General features: G+C 59.8%; 19 protein-coding genes. 7 read left to right on the top strand and 12 right to left on the bottom strand.

The window, feature by feature from the left end:
- The first annotated feature begins 350 nt into the window (after window positions 1-350).
- A complete protein-coding gene (locus tag VUN82_13090) occupies window positions 351-539 on the top strand; it encodes a hypothetical protein (protein XAS70063.1) in 189 nt (62 codons plus the stop codon).
- 320 nt (window positions 540-859) lie between these two features.
- Here the strand turns inward: VUN82_13090 and VUN82_13095 are convergent, their stop codons facing one another.
- Both VUN82_13095 and VUN82_13100 read right to left on the bottom strand, forming a co-directional pair.
- Window positions 860-2,077, bottom strand: coding sequence for a fumarylacetoacetate hydrolase family protein (locus tag VUN82_13095; GenBank protein XAS70064.1), 1,218 nt, complete (start codon window positions 2,075-2,077; stop codon window positions 860-862).
- Between the two features lie 83 nt (window positions 2,078-2,160).
- Entirely contained in the window at window positions 2,161-2,517 is a 357-nt protein-coding gene (locus VUN82_13100) for a hypothetical protein (GenBank protein XAS70065.1), read from the bottom strand.
- A 115-nt stretch (window positions 2,518-2,632) separates the two neighbouring features.
- Here VUN82_13100 and VUN82_13105 point away from each other — a divergent pair, with 115 nt between their 5' ends.
- The gene (locus VUN82_13105; GenBank protein XAS70066.1) at window positions 2,633-3,061 is read left to right on the top strand and encodes a hypothetical protein; all 429 of its coding nucleotides are present in this window, start codon (window positions 2,633-2,635) and stop codon (window positions 3,059-3,061) included.
- 777 nt (window positions 3,062-3,838) lie between these two features.
- Window positions 3,839-5,902 carry an MFS transporter gene (locus tag VUN82_13110; GenBank protein XAS70067.1) on the top strand — a complete coding sequence of 688 codons (2,064 nt, stop codon included), beginning with the start codon at window positions 3,839-3,841 and terminating at the stop codon, window positions 5,900-5,902.
- Here VUN82_13110 and VUN82_13115 read toward each other — a convergent pair.
- From VUN82_13115 to VUN82_13140, 6 genes are all read right to left on the bottom strand, one after another.
- Window positions 5,852-6,610: an IclR family transcriptional regulator gene (locus VUN82_13115; protein ID XAS70068.1), complete on the bottom strand. Its 759-nt coding sequence runs from the start codon at window positions 6,608-6,610 to the stop codon at window positions 5,852-5,854. The genes VUN82_13110 and VUN82_13115 overlap by 51 nt on opposite strands.
- A 681-nt stretch (window positions 6,611-7,291) precedes the next feature.
- Window positions 7,292-8,560 carry an MFS transporter gene (locus VUN82_13120; GenBank protein ID XAS70069.1) on the bottom strand — a complete coding sequence of 423 codons (1,269 nt, stop codon included), beginning with the start codon at window positions 8,558-8,560 and terminating at the stop codon, window positions 7,292-7,294.
- Window positions 8,561-9,116: 556 nt separating this feature from the next.
- Window positions 9,117-10,055 carry an aldo/keto reductase gene (locus VUN82_13125; GenBank protein ID XAS70070.1) on the bottom strand — a complete coding sequence of 313 codons (939 nt, stop codon included), beginning with the start codon at window positions 10,053-10,055 and terminating at the stop codon, window positions 9,117-9,119.
- Window positions 10,056-10,246: 191 nt separating this feature from the next.
- Window positions 10,247-11,761 carry an MFS transporter gene (locus VUN82_13130; GenBank protein ID XAS70071.1) on the bottom strand — a complete coding sequence of 505 codons (1,515 nt, stop codon included), beginning with the start codon at window positions 11,759-11,761 and terminating at the stop codon, window positions 10,247-10,249.
- Between the two features lie 286 nt (window positions 11,762-12,047).
- The gene (locus VUN82_13135) at window positions 12,048-12,197 is read right to left on the bottom strand and encodes a hypothetical protein (protein XAS70072.1); all 150 of its coding nucleotides are present in this window, start codon (window positions 12,195-12,197) and stop codon (window positions 12,048-12,050) included.
- A 90-nt stretch (window positions 12,198-12,287) separates the two neighbouring features.
- Window positions 12,288-12,878 carry a TetR family transcriptional regulator gene (locus VUN82_13140; protein ID XAS70073.1) on the bottom strand — a complete coding sequence of 197 codons (591 nt, stop codon included), beginning with the start codon at window positions 12,876-12,878 and terminating at the stop codon, window positions 12,288-12,290.
- A 77-nt stretch (window positions 12,879-12,955) separates the two neighbouring features.
- Here VUN82_13140 and VUN82_13145 point away from each other — a divergent pair, with 77 nt between their 5' ends.
- Genes VUN82_13145 through VUN82_13160 form a run of 4 tightly spaced genes read left to right on the top strand, consistent with a single transcriptional unit; the run spans window position 12,956 to window position 16,494 of the window.
- Complete coding sequence (locus VUN82_13145; GenBank protein XAS70074.1) at window positions 12,956-13,339, top strand: MmcQ/YjbR family DNA-binding protein; 384 nt, start codon at window positions 12,956-12,958, stop codon at window positions 13,337-13,339.
- Window positions 13,339-13,698, top strand: a complete 360-nt coding sequence (locus tag VUN82_13150; protein XAS70075.1) for an MmcQ/YjbR family DNA-binding protein — start codon at window positions 13,339-13,341, stop codon at window positions 13,696-13,698. Before VUN82_13145 ends, VUN82_13150 begins: the two co-directional genes overlap by 1 nt.
- Window positions 13,695-15,032 carry a replication-associated recombination protein A gene (locus VUN82_13155; GenBank protein ID XAS70076.1) on the top strand — a complete coding sequence of 446 codons (1,338 nt, stop codon included), beginning with the start codon at window positions 13,695-13,697 and terminating at the stop codon, window positions 15,030-15,032. The genes VUN82_13150 and VUN82_13155 overlap by 4 nt, the downstream gene beginning before the upstream one ends.
- A gap of 22 nt (window positions 15,033-15,054) precedes the next feature.
- Entirely contained in the window at window positions 15,055-16,494 is a 1,440-nt protein-coding gene (locus VUN82_13160; GenBank protein ID XAS70077.1) for a carboxylesterase family protein, read from the top strand.
- A gap of 237 nt (window positions 16,495-16,731) precedes the next feature.
- Here the strand turns inward: VUN82_13160 and VUN82_13165 are convergent, their stop codons facing one another.
- From VUN82_13165 to VUN82_13180, 4 genes are all read right to left on the bottom strand, one after another.
- Window positions 16,732-17,457, bottom strand: coding sequence for an enoyl-CoA hydratase-related protein (locus VUN82_13165; protein XAS70078.1), 726 nt, complete (start codon window positions 17,455-17,457; stop codon window positions 16,732-16,734).
- A gap of 307 nt (window positions 17,458-17,764) precedes the next feature.
- On the bottom strand, window positions 17,765-18,742 hold the full coding sequence (locus tag VUN82_13170) for a nitronate monooxygenase (protein ID XAS70079.1): 978 nt from the start codon (window positions 18,740-18,742) through the stop codon (window positions 17,765-17,767).
- Between the two features lie 427 nt (window positions 18,743-19,169).
- On the bottom strand, window positions 19,170-21,323 hold the full coding sequence (locus VUN82_13175) for a glycogen debranching N-terminal domain-containing protein (protein ID XAS70080.1): 2,154 nt from the start codon (window positions 21,321-21,323) through the stop codon (window positions 19,170-19,172).
- 163 nt (window positions 21,324-21,486) lie between these two features.
- The gene (locus VUN82_13180) at window positions 21,487-22,299 is read right to left on the bottom strand and encodes an alpha/beta hydrolase fold domain-containing protein (GenBank protein ID XAS70081.1); all 813 of its coding nucleotides are present in this window, start codon (window positions 22,297-22,299) and stop codon (window positions 21,487-21,489) included.
- Between the last annotated feature and the right edge of the window lie 153 nt (window positions 22,300-22,452).

Consider the following 22,452-nt stretch of genomic DNA (forward strand, 5'->3'; position numbering starts at 1 on the left):
ACCCCCTCGTCAGAGGGGGTTTCTGCTTTAAGCTACTGCACCACAAATTTATAAGCATACTTACTACTCAAATCATTGACACTAAGCATACTTACCTTTCGGCTCGAAAATAGAAGGGCAATACCGGGGTTGGTATGGGATTCTTCTTCAAAGGCCAGTGACAGTGGCATGGCGGCGATGCGATCCGACAAGCCGGCCCCCGCTCCTCTCTACCGCAACCGGCGGAACCTAAGAAAACCATGATGTCCGTATTTCCACGTGACACTGTTGGCATACCTGTGGGTATTCCAGCTTCTGGGGATGACTTGGGGAAAGAACGGACGAGTCCAGGGAGTACAAAAATGTCCATCATGCGCAGAATCACCACGGCAGCAGTGGCAGCAGTGGTTGGCATCGCGGCCAACATCTGTGGTGTCAACGTTGGTCCTGTGGCCGCTGCAGTCCTTGGTGAGGCCACCGCAGTAGACGCCTCCGGACGAGATCGGACCATTTGCGATGCCGCTGCCAACGGTATGCCTGTAACGATCATGCAAAACTAAGCACTTCACATCAGAAAGGCAGCCGCCGGAGACCCAGGGTCTCCGGCGTTGCCGTTCCCGCGATGCTTAGATAAGTGATCGGAAAATGTCCCACCGGTGCCAATCGTTTCGTCGGTGGGAACGAACCCTGTAACTACCCGTAGATGACGTTTCCCTCAGTGTCGTCCGTCGGGAGCGGCTATATCCCTCGTCAGTCAAGGTTTCCGAGGGGCCGTCTCAAGGGATTTAAACCCTCCGCAGCCCAGTCAGACTAGTTGAAAGGGCAGCCGTGGGACGCTTCTGAACATCCATCAGCCTAAGAACTCCTTGAATCTGCCTGTTCAGGTTGCGGGAAGCACCGTGGCGGTGCACTCACCAAAATCGATGATTGAGCCCCCCGGGCCAGGGGCTGTTCCCCGGAGGGTGACAGTTTGTCCGTCCGCCAGAAAGCTCATTTCAGTATCCGCTGTCAAGGCGAACGGTTCCTTTCCGCCCCACGACAGTTCCAGGAACGATCCGCGCTGGTTCTTCTCGGGGCCGGACACCGTCCCTGAGCCGAAAAAGTCGCCTGGACGCAGGGGAGCGCCATTGACGGTCATGTGAGCAACCATTTGAGGTGCAGTCCAGTAAAGGGCGCTCACAGGCGGACGTGCAACTGTATACCCGTCAACGATGACCTCCATCGTGATGTCCAGTCCCCACGGCTCATCCCCCTCGTCATTCAGATACGAGGCAAGCGCCTGCTCGCGCGCCGGCGGAGTGACCCGGGCGGCGGTCAATGCTTCGAAGGGCACGACCCAGAGGGAAATTGTTGAGGCGAACGACTTCCCCAGGTAGGGGCCGAGGGGGACGTATTCGTAGGCCTGGATATCGCGTGCGGACCAGTCATTGAAGAGCACCACGCCGAAGAGGTGTTTAGCGGCCCCGGCCACCGAGACTTCTCCAGCGGGGGCGGATCCACCCAGGATGAACCCCATCTCGGCTTCGATGTCCAAGCGGCGGGACGGGCCGAAACTGGGGGTGCCGTTCTGCTCGGGCCGCAAACCTTTAGGACGCGGGAAATCCCGGCCGGAAGGAATCACCGAGCCGGAGCGTCCGTGGTAGCCCACCGGAAGGTGTTTCCAGTTGGGCAGCAACGGCGCTTGGTCCGGACGGAAGATCTTACCCACGTTGCCGGCGTGGTGTTCGGAGGCGTAGTAGTCGACGTAGTCGGCCACGGTGAAAGGCATGTGCAGGCGAACATCGTCAACCGAATAAGAGGAATCCGCGACCATCTCGTCATTGCCGTCAGTGGTTACGGCATCGACAAGCCAGGCCCGCAAAGCTGTCCATGCCTGGTATCCGGCCGCCAGCAGCGCGTCCAGATTCGGAGTTGAAATGGCGGCCTGGACGCTGTCGTCAAGTCCGCCCGCTGCATCGGACAGTGCGGAAAGATCGATGGCCTGGTTACCGAGGCGTGCGCCTAGTCGAGGTTGTCCGCCGGCTGGGGAGAAGGAGGCGTAGGGCAGGTTTTCGGGGCCGAAACCCTCGGTTGCGAAACGGTCGGCGGCAGTAGTCACGGAAGATTCTTTCTGAGTGCAGGGGCAGGTCGTGTGGGGTGGGAGGGTGCCCGCCCTGCTGTTTCAGAGGGCGGGCATTCCATTTATCCCAGTCCTGGGGGGAACAGGCCCAGACCGGCCAGGCTTTCGGCGGGCTCGGCGACGCTACACGTGCCAAATGAGATGAAGAACTTGCGCCACGTTCCCGCGGAGGTACGTGCGAGCTCGGCCAGAGCGGTTGGGTCCGTGGCCGCGAGCAGTGCCGCGACCCGTTCCACGTCTTCCCCCCGCAGGGCGGCCTCGGTGGCCACCGCGATGTTGAGGAAACCATGGTGAGTGAATCCGGTAACCGGGTTCGTGTAGCGGATGGCCTCATGCAGTCCGGCGGTGAGCTTGAACGGGACGGACGCGGCGATCGTCTGGGTTAGCACTGCGGCGAGTTGCTCTGGGGTGGGGAACAAGTGTGCCTCCAAGCCGCCACGTCAGCCCCGGAACCGTTTCGGCCCCCTTTGCAAGGCGAGGCATCCGGCCTCACTCGGATGCCCGGCGAAGGCGATTAAGCGCTACTTGGAGAAGGTGACCGATCCGGCCTTGACCCCTGATGGGTTGACGAACTACTTGAAATACGGTCCGGTCATCGATGGCAGAATCCTGAGGGGCAACACGTGGGCGGAGGGCGCCCCGCAGCCCGGGCCAATGCCGTCACTGCCGAAGATTGAGCTGTTGCTCCGGATCACAACCGATATCGGCTTCTGGAACTACTCGCTGAGGCTGTCGTCGGCCAAAGCCGAACAGGTGGGGGCTCCTGTATCCGCGTACGAATGCCAGTGGAGGACTCCGTGCTTCGACGGCATGTGGTCACCACACGGCGTCGAGCTTCCGTTCATCTTCCACTGCCAGGACTATGGCGCCGCCTGGGACGGCGAGGACTCCAACGAGGCACGCATCGCCGCTGACCCGAACGGAGACCGCTTCGATGTTGGCGACAAGATGTTCGAAGCCTGAATGAACTTCGCCAGGACAGGCGACCCTCAACGGGCAGCCTCGCCTGGCCTGCCTACAACACGACCTCGCGCCCGACCATGGTGTTCGACACGCACACCCGTGTTGTCAACGACCTCCGAGGGGACGTCCGGCCCCACATCACGGCGCTCACGGTTCGGTGGAGGTGTCGGTCGCACCGGCATCTACAATTCAGCCGGGAAGCGCCGCTGCCGAGGCCAGCACCGTGCTTAGGGGGCAGGAACAAGCAGGGCTCCTTTGACACTAGCGCCGTTAGTCGGCTTGGGTGCGTGGATGGAGAGGCGTTTCGGCCAGCCCATGCCGCACGCGGCGTATCGGCCCATCCGTATGCGATGTCGTGCAACTCCGCGTCTGCTTTGGCAGCTTTGACATCATGGCTGTTCGGGTTTGCGATTGGGAGGACGCCAGAGTCGGGAAGGCTCGTTCGTAAAAGATCTAGTTACGAACAGCTGAGCAAGCAGCGACCATCTTAATTGGTTGCAGGTTCCGAAACACCCCAGCGAGTCCTGGTAACCGTGAGAATGCACTCCGAAAGACCAACCGCGCTTATCGGACCACGTTGAAGGCAGCACCTCTGTCTCGTGGGTAATCATCCTCGACTTGGGAGGGACTAGTCGACCTGTTCCGCCCAGATGTGTTGGATCTCTTGGGAATTGCCGAGGCATAATCTTTGCACTTGTCGATGAACGATTGTTCACCAACTTCGGTACCGCCCCTTTATTGCCGGCGGTTTCTTCTTCCCGAAAAGGTTCTCCGTTCATGACAGCACCCCCTTTCCCGCGTCGGGAGCGCAAAGCTTCCGCCATCACCGCAGTGCTTGCACTGAGCGGCACCGTTGTGGCGCTGATGCAGACCTTGGTCGTGCCGCTGCTGCCCATTTTTCCCGCCGTCTTTTCGGTCTCCGGGGATGATGCGTCGTGGACGGTGACCGTCACGTTGCTTTCCAGCGCAGTGGCTACTCCTATGGTCTCGCGCAGTGCCGACATGTACGGCAAGCGCAAGATGATGATAATCTGCCTCGCAATCATGGTCGTCGGCTCCATCATCGCGGCGCTGGGCGGGACCTTCCTTTGGACGATCATCGGCCGCGCACTCCAAGGATTTTCCTTATCTCTGATCCCGGTGGGGATCAGCATTATGCGCGATGAACTTCCCAAGGAAAAAATGGGTTCAGCCGTGGCGCTCATGAGCGCCACTTTGGGCATTGGCAGCGCCATGGGGCTTCCCCTCGCGGGGCTCCTCTACGAAGGCTTGGGCTGGGAGGCCTGTTTTTGGGTTTCCGCAGCTGCCGGCGTTGTGTTGCTGGCCGCGGTGCTCCTGGTGGTTCCCGAATCCAAAGTCCGCTCGCCTGGCCGCTTCGACTACATCGGCGCGCTCGTGCTGTCCGCAGCACTGGGCGCACTGCTGTTGGCTATCTCCAAGGGCGGATCATGGGGCTGGCGCTCGGAACTTGTGATCGTACTATTCCTTGCCGCCGCTGTTCTCATGGTCTTTTGGGTGCCCTACCAGCTGAAGGCCGGTCACCCCATGGTGAACCTGCGGACCACAGCCCGGCGCCCTGTTCTCATGACCAACCTCGCGTCCCTGCTTGTCGGCTTTGCCATGTTTGCCAACATGCTCCTTACCACCCAGCAACTTCAACTCCCTGCAGCAACCGGTTATGGACTTGCACTTACTGTATTTAATGCCGGTTTGTGCATGGTGCCCTCCGGGTTGGCAATGGTGATCTTTTCTCCAGCGGCGGGCGCGATCATTCGCAACTTTGGTGGCAGAAGTGCCCTCATGGCGGGTGCTGGAGTCATGATCATTGGCTATGTCGGCCGGGTCTTCCTTCATGACTCTATCGCTTGGGTGATACTAGGTTCCGCTGTGGTGGCTATCGGCACGGCGATCGCCTATGCCGCCATGCCGACGTTGATCATGGGCGCGGTTCCGATCACGGAAACTGCATCCGCCAATGGCTTGAACACCTTGGTCCGTTCAATCGGGACGTCAACATCCAGCGCCGTGATCGCCGCGATCCTCACGTCGGTCACCATGCCTTTAGGAGGAGCCCCGCTGCCATCGTTTGACGCATTCAGAGATGTCTTCTGGATGGCCGCGCTGGCGTGCGGCGCATGCATCACAGCAGCTTTCTTCATCCCACGAGCAACACATCGCTCTGCGGCTTCGGCAGCCGAGCTCGTGGTGCAGGGACGCGTCCTGGCGCCGAACCACAGGACGCTGACGCCAGCACTCGTCAGCGTCCTTCAGACGGAAGGCGAACCCGTTGACTGGAGCCTCGTGGACACCGAGGGTAACTACTCCGTTGCGCTGCCGGGGGTCGGGAAGTATGTGGTAGTAGCCAGCGCGAGGGGGTGGGCGCCGGTTGCGGAAATCTTCGACTTTGATGGTGAGACTGGCAAGCATGACTTCCATCTAAGGGAACGACTTGAAATCAGCGGGCGTGCGATGGCGTTCGGGGAGGCAGCGCCCGCCGCGGTGCTGACTCTCTTGCGGGCAACGGGCGAGCGGGTAGCAACTTCGCGGGCAGATTCGCGCGGAAATTACACGATTCCCCTTCCCGCCCCTGGACACTACTTGCTGACTATGTTCCAACAGGAACCGCTTCAGGCCGTCGCCCAAAAAATCACCGTCGATAACCGGTCCGTAGTGCTGGATTTGGTTATCGAAGGCACGGACTCGCCACCTACACGTACTGACATGGGGTCCGTCGCAAGATCGGGGAAAACAATTTCAGTAAAAGCGCAACGGGCGCAGGGAGCCACAGACTCAGAGATCTTCTCCGAGGCGATGGGCGATGGCAATGGCAGCTTTCACTAACATTCCACCGAACTTGTCTTGCAACTCAGCAGACATTCGATGAATCGGGGTTGAGATGCCTATCCCAGCGACCCCTACGCCGGCGACAACGATGGGGGCTGCAATACCGTGGACGCCTTCTTGCCACTGCTGGTCGTTCACTGCGTAGCCCCGCACCCGGGCTTGATGAATGGCAGAGCCAAGAGTAGCAACATCCGTGATGGTAAATGGTGTGTAGGCGGTCAATCCCCGGAGCAGGACTCCTTGAACCTCCTTCTCAGACCGTGTCGAGAGAAAGGCGTGCCCGTGGGCGGAGGCCAACAGTGGAATCGACATACCTGGAGAGACGTGCGCGCGTACTGCTTGAGGGCTGTCGAGAGTCTCAAGGACAAAGACAGAGTCCCCCTTAACGGTCGCGAGATGTATGGTCTCTCGGGTCTCCTCCCGAAGCTGCTCCATCACCGGTAGCGCTATCGTGCGGAGATCATTGCCAGCTTGATGTCGCTGCCCCAACTGAAACATCTTCGGCGTCAACGTCCAACGGGTCACCTCGCCGTGGACCTCGGCGGCCCAACCTCCCTCCTGAAGCGTGCGGAGCATCCGCTGTACGGACGACTTCGGGAGTCCCAGGTCTCTTGCCAGCTCCGATACGCCCACCAGACCGGGCTCGGTAAGCCGCTCCAGCACCCGCATTGCCGTCAACACGCTTCTCACGCCGTCACTGGCCACGCGATTCCTCCCAATTTAGCCGCCACTGCACATGATCTCGCCAGCTTACTGCGTCCGGAAGTACCAGTCGGAACGTCGAACGACCACCGGCAGGGACGCTGCTGAATCGTGCTGTGATTTCACTTCGGGATTTATCGACTATTACGAGGACGTCATCGTGTCGGTTACTCGTATTCGACCTGGTCGCGGGGGAGCCAACGGAATGTCATTGGGAACACAGCCCCGGTGAACGCGGACCCAAGTCCCCGCTTAGCGACAGCTTTGGGGAAGGGATCGGGCCGAGAATTGCCTGCCCGACGGCGCGTGGGTGAGCGAGCCCAGCACAAGACAACCGTCGGGGGTAACCCCATCAGAGGAATCCCCATTAGGTACCGGCGAGTGACAACTGCCAGCATGATCTCTGTTGGCGTTCAAGGCTATGAAGGCCGCTCGCGCTGCCAGGCGACAGGGCGCTTGTGTCTATGTCTTGGTTGATGTGCCCTGGCCCTGGTGAGGGCCGGGGCAGTTGACGACAGAATCCCCCGGACCTCGTCGGCGCCAGGACGGACTGCATGCGCGGAGCTAGCTTGAAGGCGAAAGTACCTGTTCAATTGCGGCAACCCTGTCAGCTTACGAATGAGGGCGGTACTCGTATCATTTGCCTGCTGATATGGCGCAGCCCTCTGGAACGCGTCCATTCGATCAAACCTCCGTCATCAGCGATTGGTCCGCTGTAGCGATGGAGGGTGGTGTTGTACGGCCGCCCCAGGCAGCGAACACGAACAAAATACCACCGACGATGAACATGCCAGAAACGGCGGCCGTGCTATCGGTCCCGGAGGCCGTTATGAGTGCCAAAGCCAGCACCGGACCGAATCCGGCGGCAACTGCGCCACTCGATTCCTTGGCCACGCCTATGCCCGTCACACGGGATTTGGTCGCAAACTGGCGTGCCATAAAGGGGCTTGTGGCTACGGAGAGAAGTGGTGCAAGAAGGCCCGTGCCGAGAATCAAGGCGATCCAGATGTACAGCGGGACTGCCGTGTTGAGTAGCCAGAAGAAAGGGAACGCGTAGAGGATGACCAGCAGGCCGCCGAACGCCAGGACTCTCTGAACAGGGATCATGTCGCAGAGTCGGCCGCAAAATGGCGTCCAGAAAATTGCGACCGCGCTGGCCAATGTTATGCCGAAGCTACTGACAGCACCGCCTATGTCTTTGAATTCAGCAAGGTAAGAAATAGAGAACGTCTTCCACAGAGTCGCGATGAGTGCGTAGCCAGCGTAGGCAGCAAATACGATGACCAGGCCTCTCCAGTCGGACCTGAATAGGTCGGTCAGAACACGAAACCAGCTTCTCCGGGTTTCTGCCACTGGCATTGCCTCGAAATCGGGACTTTCCGGTAGCTTGAGGCGAATTACATATCCCACGACGGCAACGAGAAAGCTTATTACAAAGGGGATGCGCCAACCCCAGGAGTAGAAAAAGTCGTCGCCGATCATGGCCAAGCCGGCCACCGCGAGTGAGGCGAAGAAGACACCCAAGTTGACTCCTAGCGTCGGGAGAGAGCCGAACCGCCCGCGCTTGCCGTCCCCGGCATGTTCATACGAGACCGTTATCGCAGCACTGAACTCTGCGCCTGCGCCAATACCTTGGAAGATGCGAAGCACGACCAGCAGGATTGGGGCTGCCACGCCGATGGAATCGTACGAAGGAATGAATCCCATCAGTCCCGTGGATCCGCCCATCAGGATAAGACTCCAGGACAATACCACCTTGCGTCCGAACTTATCTCCCAGAATGCCGAACACAAGTCCCGCAAGTGGGCGGGCGAGGAACCCGACGCCGAACGTGGCGAGGGCCGCCATTGCGCTTGCCGTCGAGTCCGATGAGGGGAAGAACGTGGGGCCAATTACGAGTCCGGCCATCGCCGAGTACAGAAAGAAATCGAAATATTCGAGAGCGGTGCCCACGACAACTGCGGGTCCTACGCGACGATGACCAGCCTTAGCTGCTTGCGTATAAGCCCCACTGGGCGGTGTTGGATAACTCACTGCGTAACCTCCGATTAGTCGGGTTGGTCAATAGCTCCCCACCCAATTTGCCAGATTCGGCACGGCGTTCCATTAGGCGGCACGAATCATGATGCCCGTCACATAGCTCGGTGTCAATGGTCCAGCACTCCTACACGGGGGTAGTGGGAAAATGTCGATGAGATTCTTCCGTCTATTCCTGGAGAGCGCTGCTGGCGTGCCCAGGCGCAGGCCGGCGGTAACGCTGGGCGAATGTCTGCGGGTGGACGTGGTTGGCCGTTAGACGTCCGGCCTCTATATGACTGCTAGTGGTCTGTCTCAGTTTTGTTTGAGGGTTTTGAGGGCGACGCGGCCACGGGCTGGAGGAGCCGACCATTTTTCCGGCGACCACATCCAGGGCAGCGAACAGCGTCGCCGTTCCATGTGTCGATTCCTCGATGATGTCCTGGCTTCATCCCTTTGCAGGTACAAAACCGGCTCTATGGGTGGGGCGTTATCAAAAGCCTTGATCAGTTGGATCGGAAGTGCGGAATCCAGCCCTATCCAATCGCCGCTTTGCTTCTGCGTAGACGTCCTCCGCCAGACTCCCTCGAGCTGCAGCCTGGGCATTCTCCCGTACATGCTCAGGAGAGGCTGTTCCGACAATGACTGTGGACACTTCCGTCCGCGTCATCACGAAGCGAAGGAGGAATCCCTGCAAGTCGTCGCCATCCAGCAGATCGTCGAAGGCAAGATCCGCCGGCGAGTCAGCACGGCTGTCCACAATCTGTTTTGCCTGCACCGAGCGTGCCGTTCCTCCCCGCACAATGACGCCCGCGCCGGAGGCGTTGATAAGTGGAAGATATTTTTCAAGAGAACGCTCGAGTGCGGAATACGGGACTTGGAACGTCTCGAATACGCCGAGGTCGATGTGGTCAAGGATGTCCGGAAAAGTTGAGGATATGCCAATCGCCCGCACCTTGCCCTCCTCCCTGGCACCTTCCAGTGTCTCCAGCACGTCATCACGTTGAAGAACCGCTACAGAGGGCCCAATGTGGACCTGCGCCAGGTCCAAATAATCAGTTCGAAGACGCGAAAGGCTTTGCTCGATCCCTGCACGGATATTCGCAGGGGAATAGTCATGGACAAGAGGGCCGTAGGAAGGGCCATCTGGTTGGTGGTCCAGAGGACAGCCCACCTTGGACGCGAGCAGATACTCCGACCGACGATGGCCAATATGGCGCCCAATGAGCTCTTCACTCTCCCCATAGTCGATTGAAGTATCGATGAATCGGATGCCTTCGTCGAGCACGGTATTGAGAAGCGCTTCAGCAACTCCCTTATCGAGTAAACGGGGCACGCGGTGCGAGGCTCCCCGTAGCTCCATGGCGCCAAAACCCAGCACTGTGCTGCGCTGCCCTGTACTTGTGAGGGGGCGCTCTTCAAATCGAATCATGGGCTAAAGTACCTTTCTCCGGGCCCCATTGTTTGGATGCTCCATTCCTTGCAGCGTCGCTTCGTTGCTACTCATTCGGTGCGCCTTGGTAGCCGTGGTCATTTAAGGTCATTGCGGCCGCAGTTGCGGTTGTTCATCAATGCGTCGCCGTGCGGTCGATCGGCCCAATCGCCAAGACGCCCTCCAGACCCTTAAATACGGCTTCCACCCTCGGTCTCTGAATGAGCAAGCGGGCTGCGAGGCAGTTCCGCTGAGTCGATGAGGCTGTTGGTGTCCTGGCTATCAACGAGGTACTGGGCCTCTTCCGTTGTTTCCACGTTGGGCATGGACCCATTTAGGGGTTTCCTGCTTGTTTCTTTGAGGAAAAAGACGGAAATTAGTCCAAGAAGGGCAGCGCCCATCAGGTAGTAGGCGGGCACCATCTTGTTCCCGGTAACTCCGATAAGCGCCGCAACAACCAGTGGAGCCGTACCGCCAAAGGCAGCATTTCCCACATTGTATGCAAGCCCAAGAGCGCTGGAGCGCGACGGCGTAGGGAACTGCTCAGGTAGCGAAGAAGCGTAGCTCGACGAAAAGAGGGTGGCGCAGATCATGATGAAAAGTGTCCCGAGTTGGGCACCCCAAAGCTGGCCGGACCCCATCATCATGAACGCTGGAACCGGAAGCACGACGCCCAGGATTGCGCCGCTGAACAGGATCCGTTTCCTGCCTATCTTGTCCGAGAGCGAGGCAAAGAACTGGGTTGCGAAGGCCGCAAGGACGAACAAGGGAAAAATCACAAGGGTGCCAAGGGATCCTTGGAAGCCCAACGTCTGATTCAGATATGTGGGAGTGAACGACGTCATGGTGTAGGCAATGACGTTGCCGGCCGCCGCGACACCCATGACGGGCAGGATATAGCGCCCGTGGGCCCGAACGACCTGCACAATGCCCGGATTTTTTGCCATCTCACCGGTTTTGCGGGATTCCTCAGCGCGTTCCTTCAGGACTGCACTGAAGGTAGGGGATTCTTCGATCCGATAGCGGAAATACAGGGCTATCCCAGCAAGCGGCCCAGCGATGAGAAAAGGAATACGCCAGCCGAAGGCTTGCATCTCGTCCTGACCCAGGCTTAGCTGAAGGACAGCCACCAGACCGGCTCCAACGGCAAATCCGAGGTAACTGGATCCCATAAATCCTACATAGAAGCCCCGTCGCTTATCTGGAGCGTATTCGCTCAGGAAAGTCGCACCACCGGTGTATTCTCCACTGGCTGAGAACCCTTGCAGCAGTTTCAGGAACACAAGAAGGGCCGGAGCCCAGAGCCCGATAACGGCGTAGCCCGGGAGCAGACCGGTAGCAAACGTGGCGATGGACATCAGGAGCAACGTAAACGTCAAAACCTTCCGTCGCCCGATCCGGTCTCCCAGCCATCCGAAGAAAACGCCGCCCAACGGCCGGGCAACGAATGTAACTGCGAATGTGCCATATAGGTACAGCGACTGGACTGTCGGATCGGCCTGCGGCAGGAAGACAGGGCCCATTACGGTTATGAGGTAGGCAAATACACCGAACTCATACCATTCGATGATGTTCCCGACGACTGTTCCGGCAACAGCGCGCTTCAAGGCGGCCTTGTTGACTATTCGGATGTCACTTATTTTCAAATGCCGCGTGCCACCATGGGCGCCGTCGGCGTTTCCAAATCTTTGGTCTCCAGTAGACATTGATATCCTTCGTCGATTCACTGATGCTGGGGTGAGGTCGCAGAGGACCGCGGCCCAAAAGACCGCGGTCTTGCATCGGTACGGACACATAAGCAGCTATCGTCACGGTGATCCATAAGACATTCGCCAACGAAATACTTGCAAGCTTGTATCGCCTCCGATCCAGGCAACCGTGCCGAGTTAAATTCACCTCTTGTTTGGTGCCCCGACGATGGGCTTCGGTTGTGGCTTCCGGAGATCGAACGGCCGGCCCATGGTTCATTGTCATCCCATCATCTGGTGATTTTTAGCCCTGGGCGAAGCTCGACGCCGTCGCCGACGGCATCGACGGCTTCGATGTCCAGAATCGGGGGAAGGAGAAGTCCGGGCCGGACTGCCCCTTTCGATTGGTGACCTCGGACTCATTAACGTCAAACGCCGTGACTCGGATGCGCACCTGCCCAGGCTCGACGTCGGGGATTTGTACCTGGGAAACGGTGAGTTCGTTGGGTGTGACCAGGCAAGCCAGTGGATAGCGCGCAAGGTATTAGTCACCGTGGGTCCCCTGGGCTGCTATGGGTTCGATAGCGGGGAGGTTGACGAGTGCTTGGTACGCGCGGCGGACCATGTTCTGGTCAAGCGGCAGGTCTTCGTGGAAGAGGCGATAACTCCACCACCCCCACAAGAGAGCGTCGACGGCTCGGGCGGAACCGTCGGAGAAGGAGCGGCGGAGGATCACAAGGGATTCTTCCTGGAAGTCGCGGAGGAGGTCCGCCACCTGAGAGCTTCGTGCTCCGTAGTGGCGCATCTCCTCGTAGAGCCGGATGTCATCGAGGGTCGGGCTTGTCGTGCCGCACGTGGCGTCAACGAGCACCTCAACTGCTTCGGCATTGTTCTGGGCGGCGCGCAGCGGGGCCGCGTATCGGGGCTCCAGGCCATCCCGGAGTGTCTCGAACGCACTGACGATCAGGGCCTCCAGATCGGAGAAGTAGTACGTTGTGGACCCCAGCGGCACACCAGCTTGCGCGGCAATACGCCGATACGAGGCGGCGTGAACCCCTTCCGTGCCAATGATTTCAAGGGCTGCGCGAAGGATTCGCGCCCGGCGCTCTGGATCATTCGGTTTGCCCTTTCGCACCGGTTCCTCCTTTGTCAGACCAAGTGCGTACAATGGTACGCACTTCGACTGGATGAAACGCGACGAAGGAGGAACACATGCACGGTGACACGCTGCAACAGCGCGCCAGGGACCGCGTCGAAGAGCTGCCGGGCGCCGGACTCGAGCATCCGTTCGGGCCCGACTGGGACGTGTTCAAGGTGGGGGAGAAGGTCTTCATGTTGATGACCGAGGTCACGGGACAACCCATCGTGATCGTCAAGGCCGACCCCGAAGACGGAAAATCACTTCGCGAGGAATACGGTGACATCACCCCCGGCTATCACATGAACAAGGAACACTGGATCACGCTGCACCCCGGCGGAACCCTGACGGAGACCCTCGTTGATGAGCTGGTTATCGAGTCTTACCTGCTCGTCGTCGAAAATCTGCCCAAGGCGAAGCGCCCCGTAGACCCCGTCCTGTTTGGCAGGACAGGCTGATGACCCTCTCTGGTGACCTGCTGCAACAGGCAGCCCGTAACACCGCGGCCGCACTGGGCGATGTCAGCAATGGGCGGCCGTTCACGCCCCACCTCGACGTGTGGAAGGTGCGTGGCAAGGTGTTCCTCATCATCACCGAGGACAACCCCGAACAGCAGATCATCACTGTCAAGGTCGACCCGCATCACGGCGACGCGCTCCGCCGCGACCACGACACGATCACTCCCGGTCAGTACCTCGACAAACAGCACTGGATCTCCGTCGGCCCAGGCCCAGGTGTGACGAAGCGGCTCGTTGAGAACCTGGTGCAGGACTCCTACGACCTCGTCTCCGGCCGCCAAGCGGAGGAGCGATCGTGAGCGAGCAACCGATGTCACTGTTCGACATGGACGATTCCTCACGGCCCCTCGCCGATCGGCTGCGCCCGCGCACACTGCAGGACGTCCTCGGCCAGGACCACCTCCTTGCAGCAGATGCCCCGATCGGGCGCATGGTCGGCGCTCAACGACTGGTGTCGATGATCCTGTGGGGGCCACCTGGCTGCGGGAAGACCACCATCGCCCGCCTCCTCGCAGAGCAAACCAACCTGGCGTTCGAACCGCTATCCGCCACCTTCTCGGGTGTCGCGGACCTTCGCAAGGTGTTCCAAGCAGCCCAGCGCCGCCGGGAGATCGGGCAGGGAACACTGCTCTTCGTCGACGAGATCCACCGCTTCAACCGTGCCCAACAGGACTCTTTCCTGCCCTACGTCGAAGACGGCACAATTGTCCTCGTCGGCGCAACCACCGAAAACCCCAGCTTCGAACTCAACGGCGCACTGCTGTCCCGCTGCCAGGTATTCGTCCTGAAACGCCTCGACGACGTGGCGCTCCACGCCCTCATCAACCGCGCAGAAGACATACTCGGTGCACCACTGCCCCTGGACGAGAACGCCCGGCAGGCACTTATCGCCATGGCAGATGGAGACGGCAGGTACCTGCTGAACATGATCGAACAGGTCCAATCGCTGCCCGCGCCCGTGGATCCGACAACCCTAGCGGCCGCGGTGCAGAAGCGCGCGCCGCTATACGACAAGGCGCAGGAAGGCCACTACAACCTCATCTCGGCGCTCCACAAGTCGATGCGCGGCTCGGACCCGGACGCGGCCCTGTACTGGTTTGCCCGAATGCTCGACGGCGGCGAGGACCCGTTGTTCATCGCCCGCCGCCTTACACGCTTCGCCACCGAAGACATCGGCATGGCCGACCCCAACGCGGTACAGCAGGCCCTCGCCGCCTGGGACGTTTATGAACGTCTCGGTTCCCCGGAAGGCGAACTCGCGATCGCCCAAGCCGTGCTCTACCTCGCAACAGCGCCCAAGTCGATCGGAGTGTACCGCGGCTTCAACAGGGCCAGCGCCGCAGCACGAGGAACCGGGTCGCTGATGCCGCCAGCGCACATCCTCAATGCCCCCACCCGGCTGATGAAGGACCTCGGCTACGGCAAGGGCTACCAATACGACCCCGACACGGACACCGGATTCTCCGGCGCCGACTACTTCCCCGACGACATGCCCCGACAGACCTTCTACGAACCCACAACCAACGGATACGAACGCGCCATCAGCGAACGACTCCACCACTGGGAACAACTGCGGACCGCTGGCCCAAACGCGTCTATCCACAACAACTCCATTACCCCCGAAACTGACTGAGCTTTTAGAAAGGACTTCACCTGTGACCGACACCAGCGGCACCTCTACCAACCAACACGCAGTTCGCTCCTGGCTGGGCATTCCCTACGCCACCGCTGAACGGTTCCGCCGAGCCACCCTGCTGCCCTTCAACCCGGACCTCCCCTACGACCAGAAGGGACCCGCACCGCTTCAAGCCGGAGACACCAGCTGGCTCGAAGCCGACAACGGGTTCAGTGAGGACTGCCTGAACCTCAACGTCTGGGCACCCGAAAACGCTGGTGACGAGCCACTCCCTGTGGTCGTCTACATCTTCGGTGGCGGGTGGGAGCTTGGGGCGAACACCCAGACCACCTCGAACGCGTCAGGCCTGGCCGCGACCGGTCGGGCAATCGGCGTCTCGATCAACTACCGGCTCGGCCCGTTCGGCTGGCTCTCCCTCTCCCACTATGGCGGTGCACTCGAGGAGGCCACGAACCTTGGCCTGCAGGACATCATCACCGCGCTGGGATGGGTGCAGGAGAACATCGCCCGATTCGGCGGGAACCCGGAGAACGTCACCGTCACCGGCCACAGCGCCGGCGCCTTCTCCGCCCTCGGCCTTCTTGCCGCGCCATCAGCCAACGGCCTCTGCCACCACATCGCCGCGTTCTCCGGCATGCCATCACGCCTGGTGCCGGCCTGGGGAGCGGAAGAGCGCGCGCTGGAAGTCCTCACCGAGCTGGGAATTCAGGACGATCCCGAACAGCTCCTGAACGTGGACGCGAAGCTGCTCGCCGAGACGATGAGCAAAACGCAACTGTCGGACCCTGGTGCACGGCACGGCATCGACAACAACGTCATCGCAATCGTCGATGACAGCACTCAGCCCGGCGGCGTCATCGCCGATCATCCCCTGAGAGCCCTCGAGTCCGGACGCCACCGAGACGTCGACATATTGTTCAGCAGCACCACTCACGAGACCGACTGGTGGGTCCAGCACAAGACGGACGAGTTCGACCCCGGCAGCATCAGCGACCTCGCCGAGGAATTCGCCGCCCGGAACCGCATCCCACGCAGCCGCGCCCGAAAAATCATCGCTGCGTACGACGTCGAAGGGCGCACCCCGGTCGAGGCCCGCGGCGCGTTGCTCACCGACTTCTCCTTCACCCTGCCTCAGGTCCGTGGCGCGCTCGCGCACGCCGCGGCTGGAGGAAGCGCACATCTGCTCTCCATCGGTCCTGCGGAAGGTGCGCATGCCGTCCACGGCACGGAAATGTACGGCATCGTTGGTCAGGTCCGACCTGACGCCAGCGACGAGCAGGTACTCCGCGACACCTTCGTTCGGGACGCCCTCCTCGCCCTTGCATCAGGCAAAACTGACCAATTGTGGGAACCCGTGACCGCCACACCCGCCACGAAGGGCATCGGCAACATGCCCTACGACGCCACCACCCACGCCAAGAACGTGCTCGAGATCTTCACGGACATCGACCGACCATAGCCACCGCAACCGGACTCGGATCTTCAAGACGCACCTTCAGCACTTGCGTGGTCACAGCCGGGGACAGGCATCGTCTGTCTTCCCGGCCGGTCCTGCGGTTGTCGGCGAGCCAGCACATAATCTTACAAGGCGCGCCTGCATCTGAATTGGACGTCTTTGGGCTGTTGGGTGGATCCCGTTTCGGGACGATCGAGCACAGCGAGTGCCGTTGTCCTCTACACGGGGAACGGTGTTGCTTCAGTGACCGGTGAACTCGATGGTGTCCAGGTCTTCTTTGCTATGAAAAGCGCTCACGGCACGTTTGTGGTCGTCAGTGGCAGCCAAGACTCCCTGCGCAAGACCCTCACGGTCCAGTGCATCGCGGAGGGTGCCGTCCACAGAGCGGTTGGTAAGGAACTTGGTCAGGCCCAGGGCCAAAGGGGCTCGCCGGGAGAGCGCTGCGCAGTACGCCACGGCTTGGTCGTCGAACGACTCACCTTCCAGAACCTCGGCAACGAAACCTAGCTGCTTGCCTTCATGCGCGGAAAACCTGCGCATATTCAGCACCGCCTCCTTGGCCCGATGTAACCCGATGGATTGGGCGAGAAAATATGTTCCCCCCATGTCCGGCATTAGTCCCATTTTTACGAAAGATTGTTGGAACCAGGCCTGCGGGGCGGCCAAAATGACATCGCAGGCGAGGGCAAGGTTGAAACCAGCTCCCGAAGCGATGCCATTCACGGCGGCCACGACCGGCTTCTGCAGGTTGTAAAGGCCTTCGATGATCTGGCGGCCGTAAGTCAACACTTGGTTCATCTCAGCTGGGGTGCGTTGCCCCATGCCTCGAATATCGCCACCGGAACAGAACGCGCGGCCAGCACCGGTCAGCATCAGCACACGCACCTCAGGATCTGAAGCTGACTGGAGAATTTGCTCCAACAAGGCACGCTTGACTGGATCATCAAGCGCGTTCAAAGTTTCCACTCCGTCCAACCGGCAGCGGAGTACCCCCGGCGCTGGGCGGTCGGTCCTTAGCTCTGTCATGGCTGCACCCCCAAAAGAGAGCGTCGCTGGATGTTGTTCAGGTAGTGGTGCAATCCGCCGGGTGAATTGAGCCTACTACGCATTCGATCATCGCTGTCGAGTACGCGGTCCGCACTTCGAGCGGCCGCTGCGGTCGGAGTGATCCAGGCCGCCGAATGGATCCTCGGTGCTACATTGGCATAGCCGAACGCGTAATTTTGTAGCCCCGTCGCAGCTTCCAAACCGCTAAGCTCCAACAGCATCGCTACTACCAGTTCTCATGGAACGAGCGAAATTCGGGAATCTGGCAGGCAGCTTGGTACTCGATACGCAGGCGTTGAACCAGTTCAGATACTGAAGGAGCATCGTCTATGAGGTCGATGCCTTGGCCGGCGCTCCAGATGTCACGCCATGGTCGGGTGTTGGGCGGCAGATGGTCATAATTGCCCCGGCCGGATGAGACCGGAAGTTCCTCAGGATTTAAGCCGATTGAGGCGAGTGAGGGCTTCAACCAATTGGCCGGAACCGCAGTGACACTGCTCGTATAGATTAGGTCAGTCGACCTCGACTCTACAAGCATCTGCCGATACGCGGGAGCAACATTAGCCTCCTTAGTCGCAATAAAGCGAGTCCCCAGGTACGCAAGATCAGCCCCGAGGATCTCAGCGGACCTTATCGCGGCGCCGGTTGAAATGGCCCCGGCCAAGAGTATTGTGCCATCGAACATGCTCCGCACCTGCGGAATAAAGACGAATGGGCTGAGTAGCCCAGAGTGGCCACCTCCTCCGCCTACGATGCAAGTCAGGCCGTCGACGCCGGCAGAAATTGCCTTCTCAGCGAAACGCATACTCGTCACGTCATGAAAGACCTTGCCGCCCCACCCGTGCACAGTCCTGGTGAGTTCGGTCGGATCGCCCATGGCACTGACGATGACGTCTACACCGTACTGAGCGCAGAGATCAAGGTTTGCTCTCATTTCGTCATCGGTCCAGCGTCGAGAGAAATTCACTGCCAGGGGGCCGATGATCGCTAAGGGATTACGTTGGTGGTGTTCGTCAAGGTCGCGGCGGATCTGACGGAGCCAGTCCCCGAATTGTGTGATGTCCGCGGCGTTGTGTCGGGGCAGAACGCCCATGATTCCTGATTTGCACGCTTCGCGGACCAAGTCGGGCCCTGACACCCACGCCATGGGTGCGCACACAACCGGGAGAACGAGCGAGTTACGTTGTGTTGGATCCAATGACATTTTATGCCCTCTGCTCTTTTAGTCCAGGAGACTTGGTCGGCGGTTTCGGGCCTCACAGACCGAAATATCGATGTGTCCACGCTAACATAATTGCGTATCGAAAAGTAAGTTTCTGAAGTATTTCACCCGAAAAGAGATGCGGTGAGCGGTCAAACGATGCGGGGCTGGGGCCTCGTGTTCCAAGCTTTAGTTTGCCAAAGCCTGGGCCGCTAGGGATTCATTGGGGCCCGCGGTTCTCAGTCGCTGTGACTCCTGCTGTGACGACTCATGCGGACAGCGGACCCAGTGCTGTATGAAGCAATACGAAGGTCAAGACCCTCGATGCTCTGGTGTCTCACCCGTGGTTGGGGTCCCCGCGGAGGATCCCCTAGCTCGTGTCAGCAACGTGCACCCAACCACAATGAGCACTTGGCTTGCCGCCAAGATGCTAGCTCTTTCGGCGTCGGTCGGCTTGATCTACGAGCTCCGTGATCCATGGCCTGTGCCCGCGATGGAAAGTCAAGTCTTTGGGTAACCCCTCGACGGATGGGATGGAGTTTGAGATGTCGATGGTGATCCGTCCGCCAGCCATGGGAGCGTTGGTGATGTGGACGTCGCCAAAGGACGCGGGGAGGACTGGGTCCATCCAAACGCCGCCTTGAGAAACGTGTGCGTCGTACCGCATTAGGCCTGTCACCAGCAATATGGGCGTTGTTGATGCCCAGGCCTGGGGTGAACATGCCGTCGGATAGGGCAGGGGCACGGCGAATTGTTCTCGGCTGAAACCGCAAAATAGTTCAGGGAGGCGGCCACCGGAAAACTCGGCGGCCTCCAGCAGGGCGGTCGAGATCCGTTGAGCCGCGTCCACAAACCCATATCGCAGCAGCCCGGCTGCAATAATGGCGTTGTCGTGGGGCCATACGGAACCGTTGTGATAGCTGGCGGGGTTATAGGCGCCCATGTCCGTGGCCAAGGTTCGGACGCCCCATCCACTGAACATTTCGGGGGACATGAGGTGCTTCACCACCGACGGCGCCTTGTCCTCATCCACAAGTCCGAGCCATAGGCAGTGACCCATGTTGGAAGCGCAAGCGTCGACCTGGCGCTTCTTGCCGTCCAAGGCCACGGCGTAATAGCCACGTTCCGGCATCCAGAATTCCTCGTTGAAGCGCTTCTTCAACTGCACCATGAGATCGGCATACTCGTTCCCCAGGGCATCGTCGCCGGCGTCATAAGCCATCCAGGCGCGGGCCGCGTAGGCTCCGTAGACATACGCCTGCACCTCACACAGGGCTATCGGTGGCTCGGGCATACTTCCATCCGCGAAATTAATTCCGTCCCAGGAATCCTTCCAGCCCTGATTAATCAACCCCCGATTGTTCAGGCGCTCATATTCGACGAAACCGTCGCCGTCTTTGTCCCCATACTTCTGAATCCATTCAAGCGCGCGGTCTGCATGAGGCAGCAGAGCGGCAATGGTGTCCGCTGCGAATCCCCAACGACTAACCGATCCGAGAACCATGACGAACAAGGGGGTCGCATCAACGCTGCCGTAATAGGTGGCTTTTCCTCCCAGCGCCAGTGCGCTTGAGACATCCAACCTGACCTCGTGCAAAATCTTGCCGGGTTCTTCTTCGCTAATTGGGTCCACTATGCGTCCCTGGCGATCGGCGAGCGTTTGCAGCGTGCCCAGCGCTAAGGAGGGATCAATTGGAAGCGACATCTCCGAAGCCCATAGTGAGTCCCGGCCAAAAAGGGTCATGAACCACGGTGCACCGGCGGCCACGACGACCCGGTCTGGGTGATTAGGGTCTTCGATCCTGAGTGCACCCAGATCGTCATAGCTACGCCGCATAGTCCGTTCAATCGACCGGTTCCCCATCTGCAGGACCGGAATCTTGGCCACCCACTGTTGTCGGCGTTGGTCACTGGGGGAGAGTTCGCCGTCGGCGTGAACGAAAGACGCTGGACGACTGCCGCCCTGGGTTTCGGGCATCACCGTCAGAGTTGTGCTCCACCGGCCGTGCGGTGGGATGGTCACCCTATATGTCAGTGTTTCGGGCGTAACCTGTGCTCCTGGGGCACGAATAACAACGCCCTTTCGGACATCTTGCCAGGTGGCTTGAATGACCAGCTCATCGCCCCGGTTGTGGCGGGTTTGGTCCCAACGCCTTTTGATTCGGGCCTCCTTCACTTCGAAAAGATCAGCGAAATCGGCCGCAACCCGAAGCGAAACCAGGCAGTCCGCACTCACCGGCGAGTAGTTCCGAACGGTGATCTGTTCGTGGATTCCCGACCCTACTTCGCGCAGCCGCTCCACAATAAGGGGGCTATCGGCACGTCCGCTAAGGTCGGGTACCCGCCCCGCAAATAGCGCGCGGTACGGCTCCTTCGTTTCAGCCCCCAACTCTTCTACGAGCTGGCCGTCTACGGACAAGCCCCAGTGCGACAGGATACGAGTGTCTTGGACGAAAAGACCATGCGGATGCTCAGGATGGATATCACCATTCCCCAAGGAGATACAGAAAGACGAACCCTCAACCAGGGTAACCGTGCCTGCACCCAGAGGCCCCGCAGCGTTATCAACATTCCAACCGGACATTCCAGCCCTCCGAGTAGAGGCTAGCGCTGATTAGCCACCGATGCGCTACACGTCTCAAGTGAACATTTCCTCGAAATGGACGCTACTCTCGCCTGTGGTTATAGGCCAGAGCGTGGAGACCGGAAGCGAGTAAGTTGGGTGGATTCAGGAGGGCACGAGCCGCTCAGATGGCCTGAACTTTCTCGTCCAGCGACTGTTTCGCGTCTTGTTCGATTCTCGTCATTCTCCTGTCGTACCACCCTCTCCGGACGGCTGCCGACTCCTTGGAGACGTGGGCTTCGGGCACCATCAGATCGGAACCATGTATTGTGCCCGCCCACTGGTGGAGGTCTGCTGTGCCACCGGAGCGCCAGATTGCCTGAGCCAAAGCCGTTGTGTCGTCTCGAAAGGCATCACTGGCGCCGCACATGAGAAATACGGGTGGAAAGCCGGAGAAATCTTCGTCGATAAGTCGGCCAACAGCGAGGTGTGGATAATCGTCAAGTATCGAGGGCGAGGCCTCTCCCAGGACGGCGTTCCACATCACGCGGTACATGCTGGCGACGTCTGCAGCGCTGCTTTCCAGTTGTTGATAGGAGTGCGAGCCCATCCGATCGTCAATCATGGCCCCGTCGATGACCAAGCCGGCATATTCCAGGGCGGCTGCCCGCGCTTCAAACGCTACTGCAGCGGCGAGGCCAGCACCGCCGCTGAGTCCATGCAGGAACAGGGCGTTCCGTGGATAGTTGAGTTCGTCTGCATGGGCTGCGACCCATCTAAAAGCATCAAGGGAATCCAGCATCCCGGCTGGGGCGGGGTTTTCGGGTGCCCGGCCGTATTCCACTGCAACGACGAGTAAGGACTGATCTTCGGCGATGTCCAAAATTTGGGGAAGATCCAGTGAGAGAGCCGCCCCGGAAACCATCCCGCCGCTATGCAACCAGACGATAGCACCACGTGTCGGCTGGCGTGCCGGACGTATGACATGCAGGGTCACGGAGCGTCCCTGCCGGCCCTGTATGACCTTCGTGCGAGCGGTGAACGTTCCATTGCGAGTAATCTGATCTTCCCCTAGAACTAATTCCCTCTGCTGAATCATCACTTTGAGCGCGGCCCGTTGGTCTTCGTGGCGTGGAATGCTGGCGATGAA

This window comes from Micrococcaceae bacterium Sec5.1, assembly GCA_039636795.1.
Taxonomy (GTDB): Bacteria; Actinomycetota; Actinomycetes; order Actinomycetales; family Micrococcaceae; genus Arthrobacter.

What these genes read in the sequence shown, in the direction of transcription:
- VUN82_13090 (XAS70063.1), top strand. Translation starts at nt 351, where the DNA reads ATGCGCAGAATCACCACGGCAGCAGTGGCAGCAGTGGTTGGCATCGCG.
- VUN82_13175 (XAS70080.1), bottom strand. Translation starts at nt 21,323, where the DNA reads ATGTCCGGTTGGAATGTTGATAACGCTGCGGGGCCTCTGGGTGCAGGC.
- VUN82_13130 (XAS70071.1), bottom strand. Translation starts at nt 11,761, where the DNA reads ATGTCTACTGGAGACCAAAGATTTGGAAACGCCGACGGCGCCCATGGT.
- VUN82_13150 (XAS70075.1), top strand. Translation starts at nt 13,339, where the DNA reads ATGACCCTCTCTGGTGACCTGCTGCAACAGGCAGCCCGTAACACCGCG.
- VUN82_13125 (XAS70070.1), bottom strand. Translation starts at nt 10,055, where the DNA reads ATGATTCGATTTGAAGAGCGCCCCCTCACAAGTACAGGGCAGCGCAGC.
- VUN82_13110 (XAS70067.1), top strand. Translation starts at nt 3,839, where the DNA reads ATGACAGCACCCCCTTTCCCGCGTCGGGAGCGCAAAGCTTCCGCCATC.
- VUN82_13145 (XAS70074.1), top strand. Translation starts at nt 12,956, where the DNA reads ATGCACGGTGACACGCTGCAACAGCGCGCCAGGGACCGCGTCGAAGAG.
- VUN82_13170 (XAS70079.1), bottom strand. Translation starts at nt 18,742, where the DNA reads ATGTCATTGGATCCAACACAACGTAACTCGCTCGTTCTCCCGGTTGTG.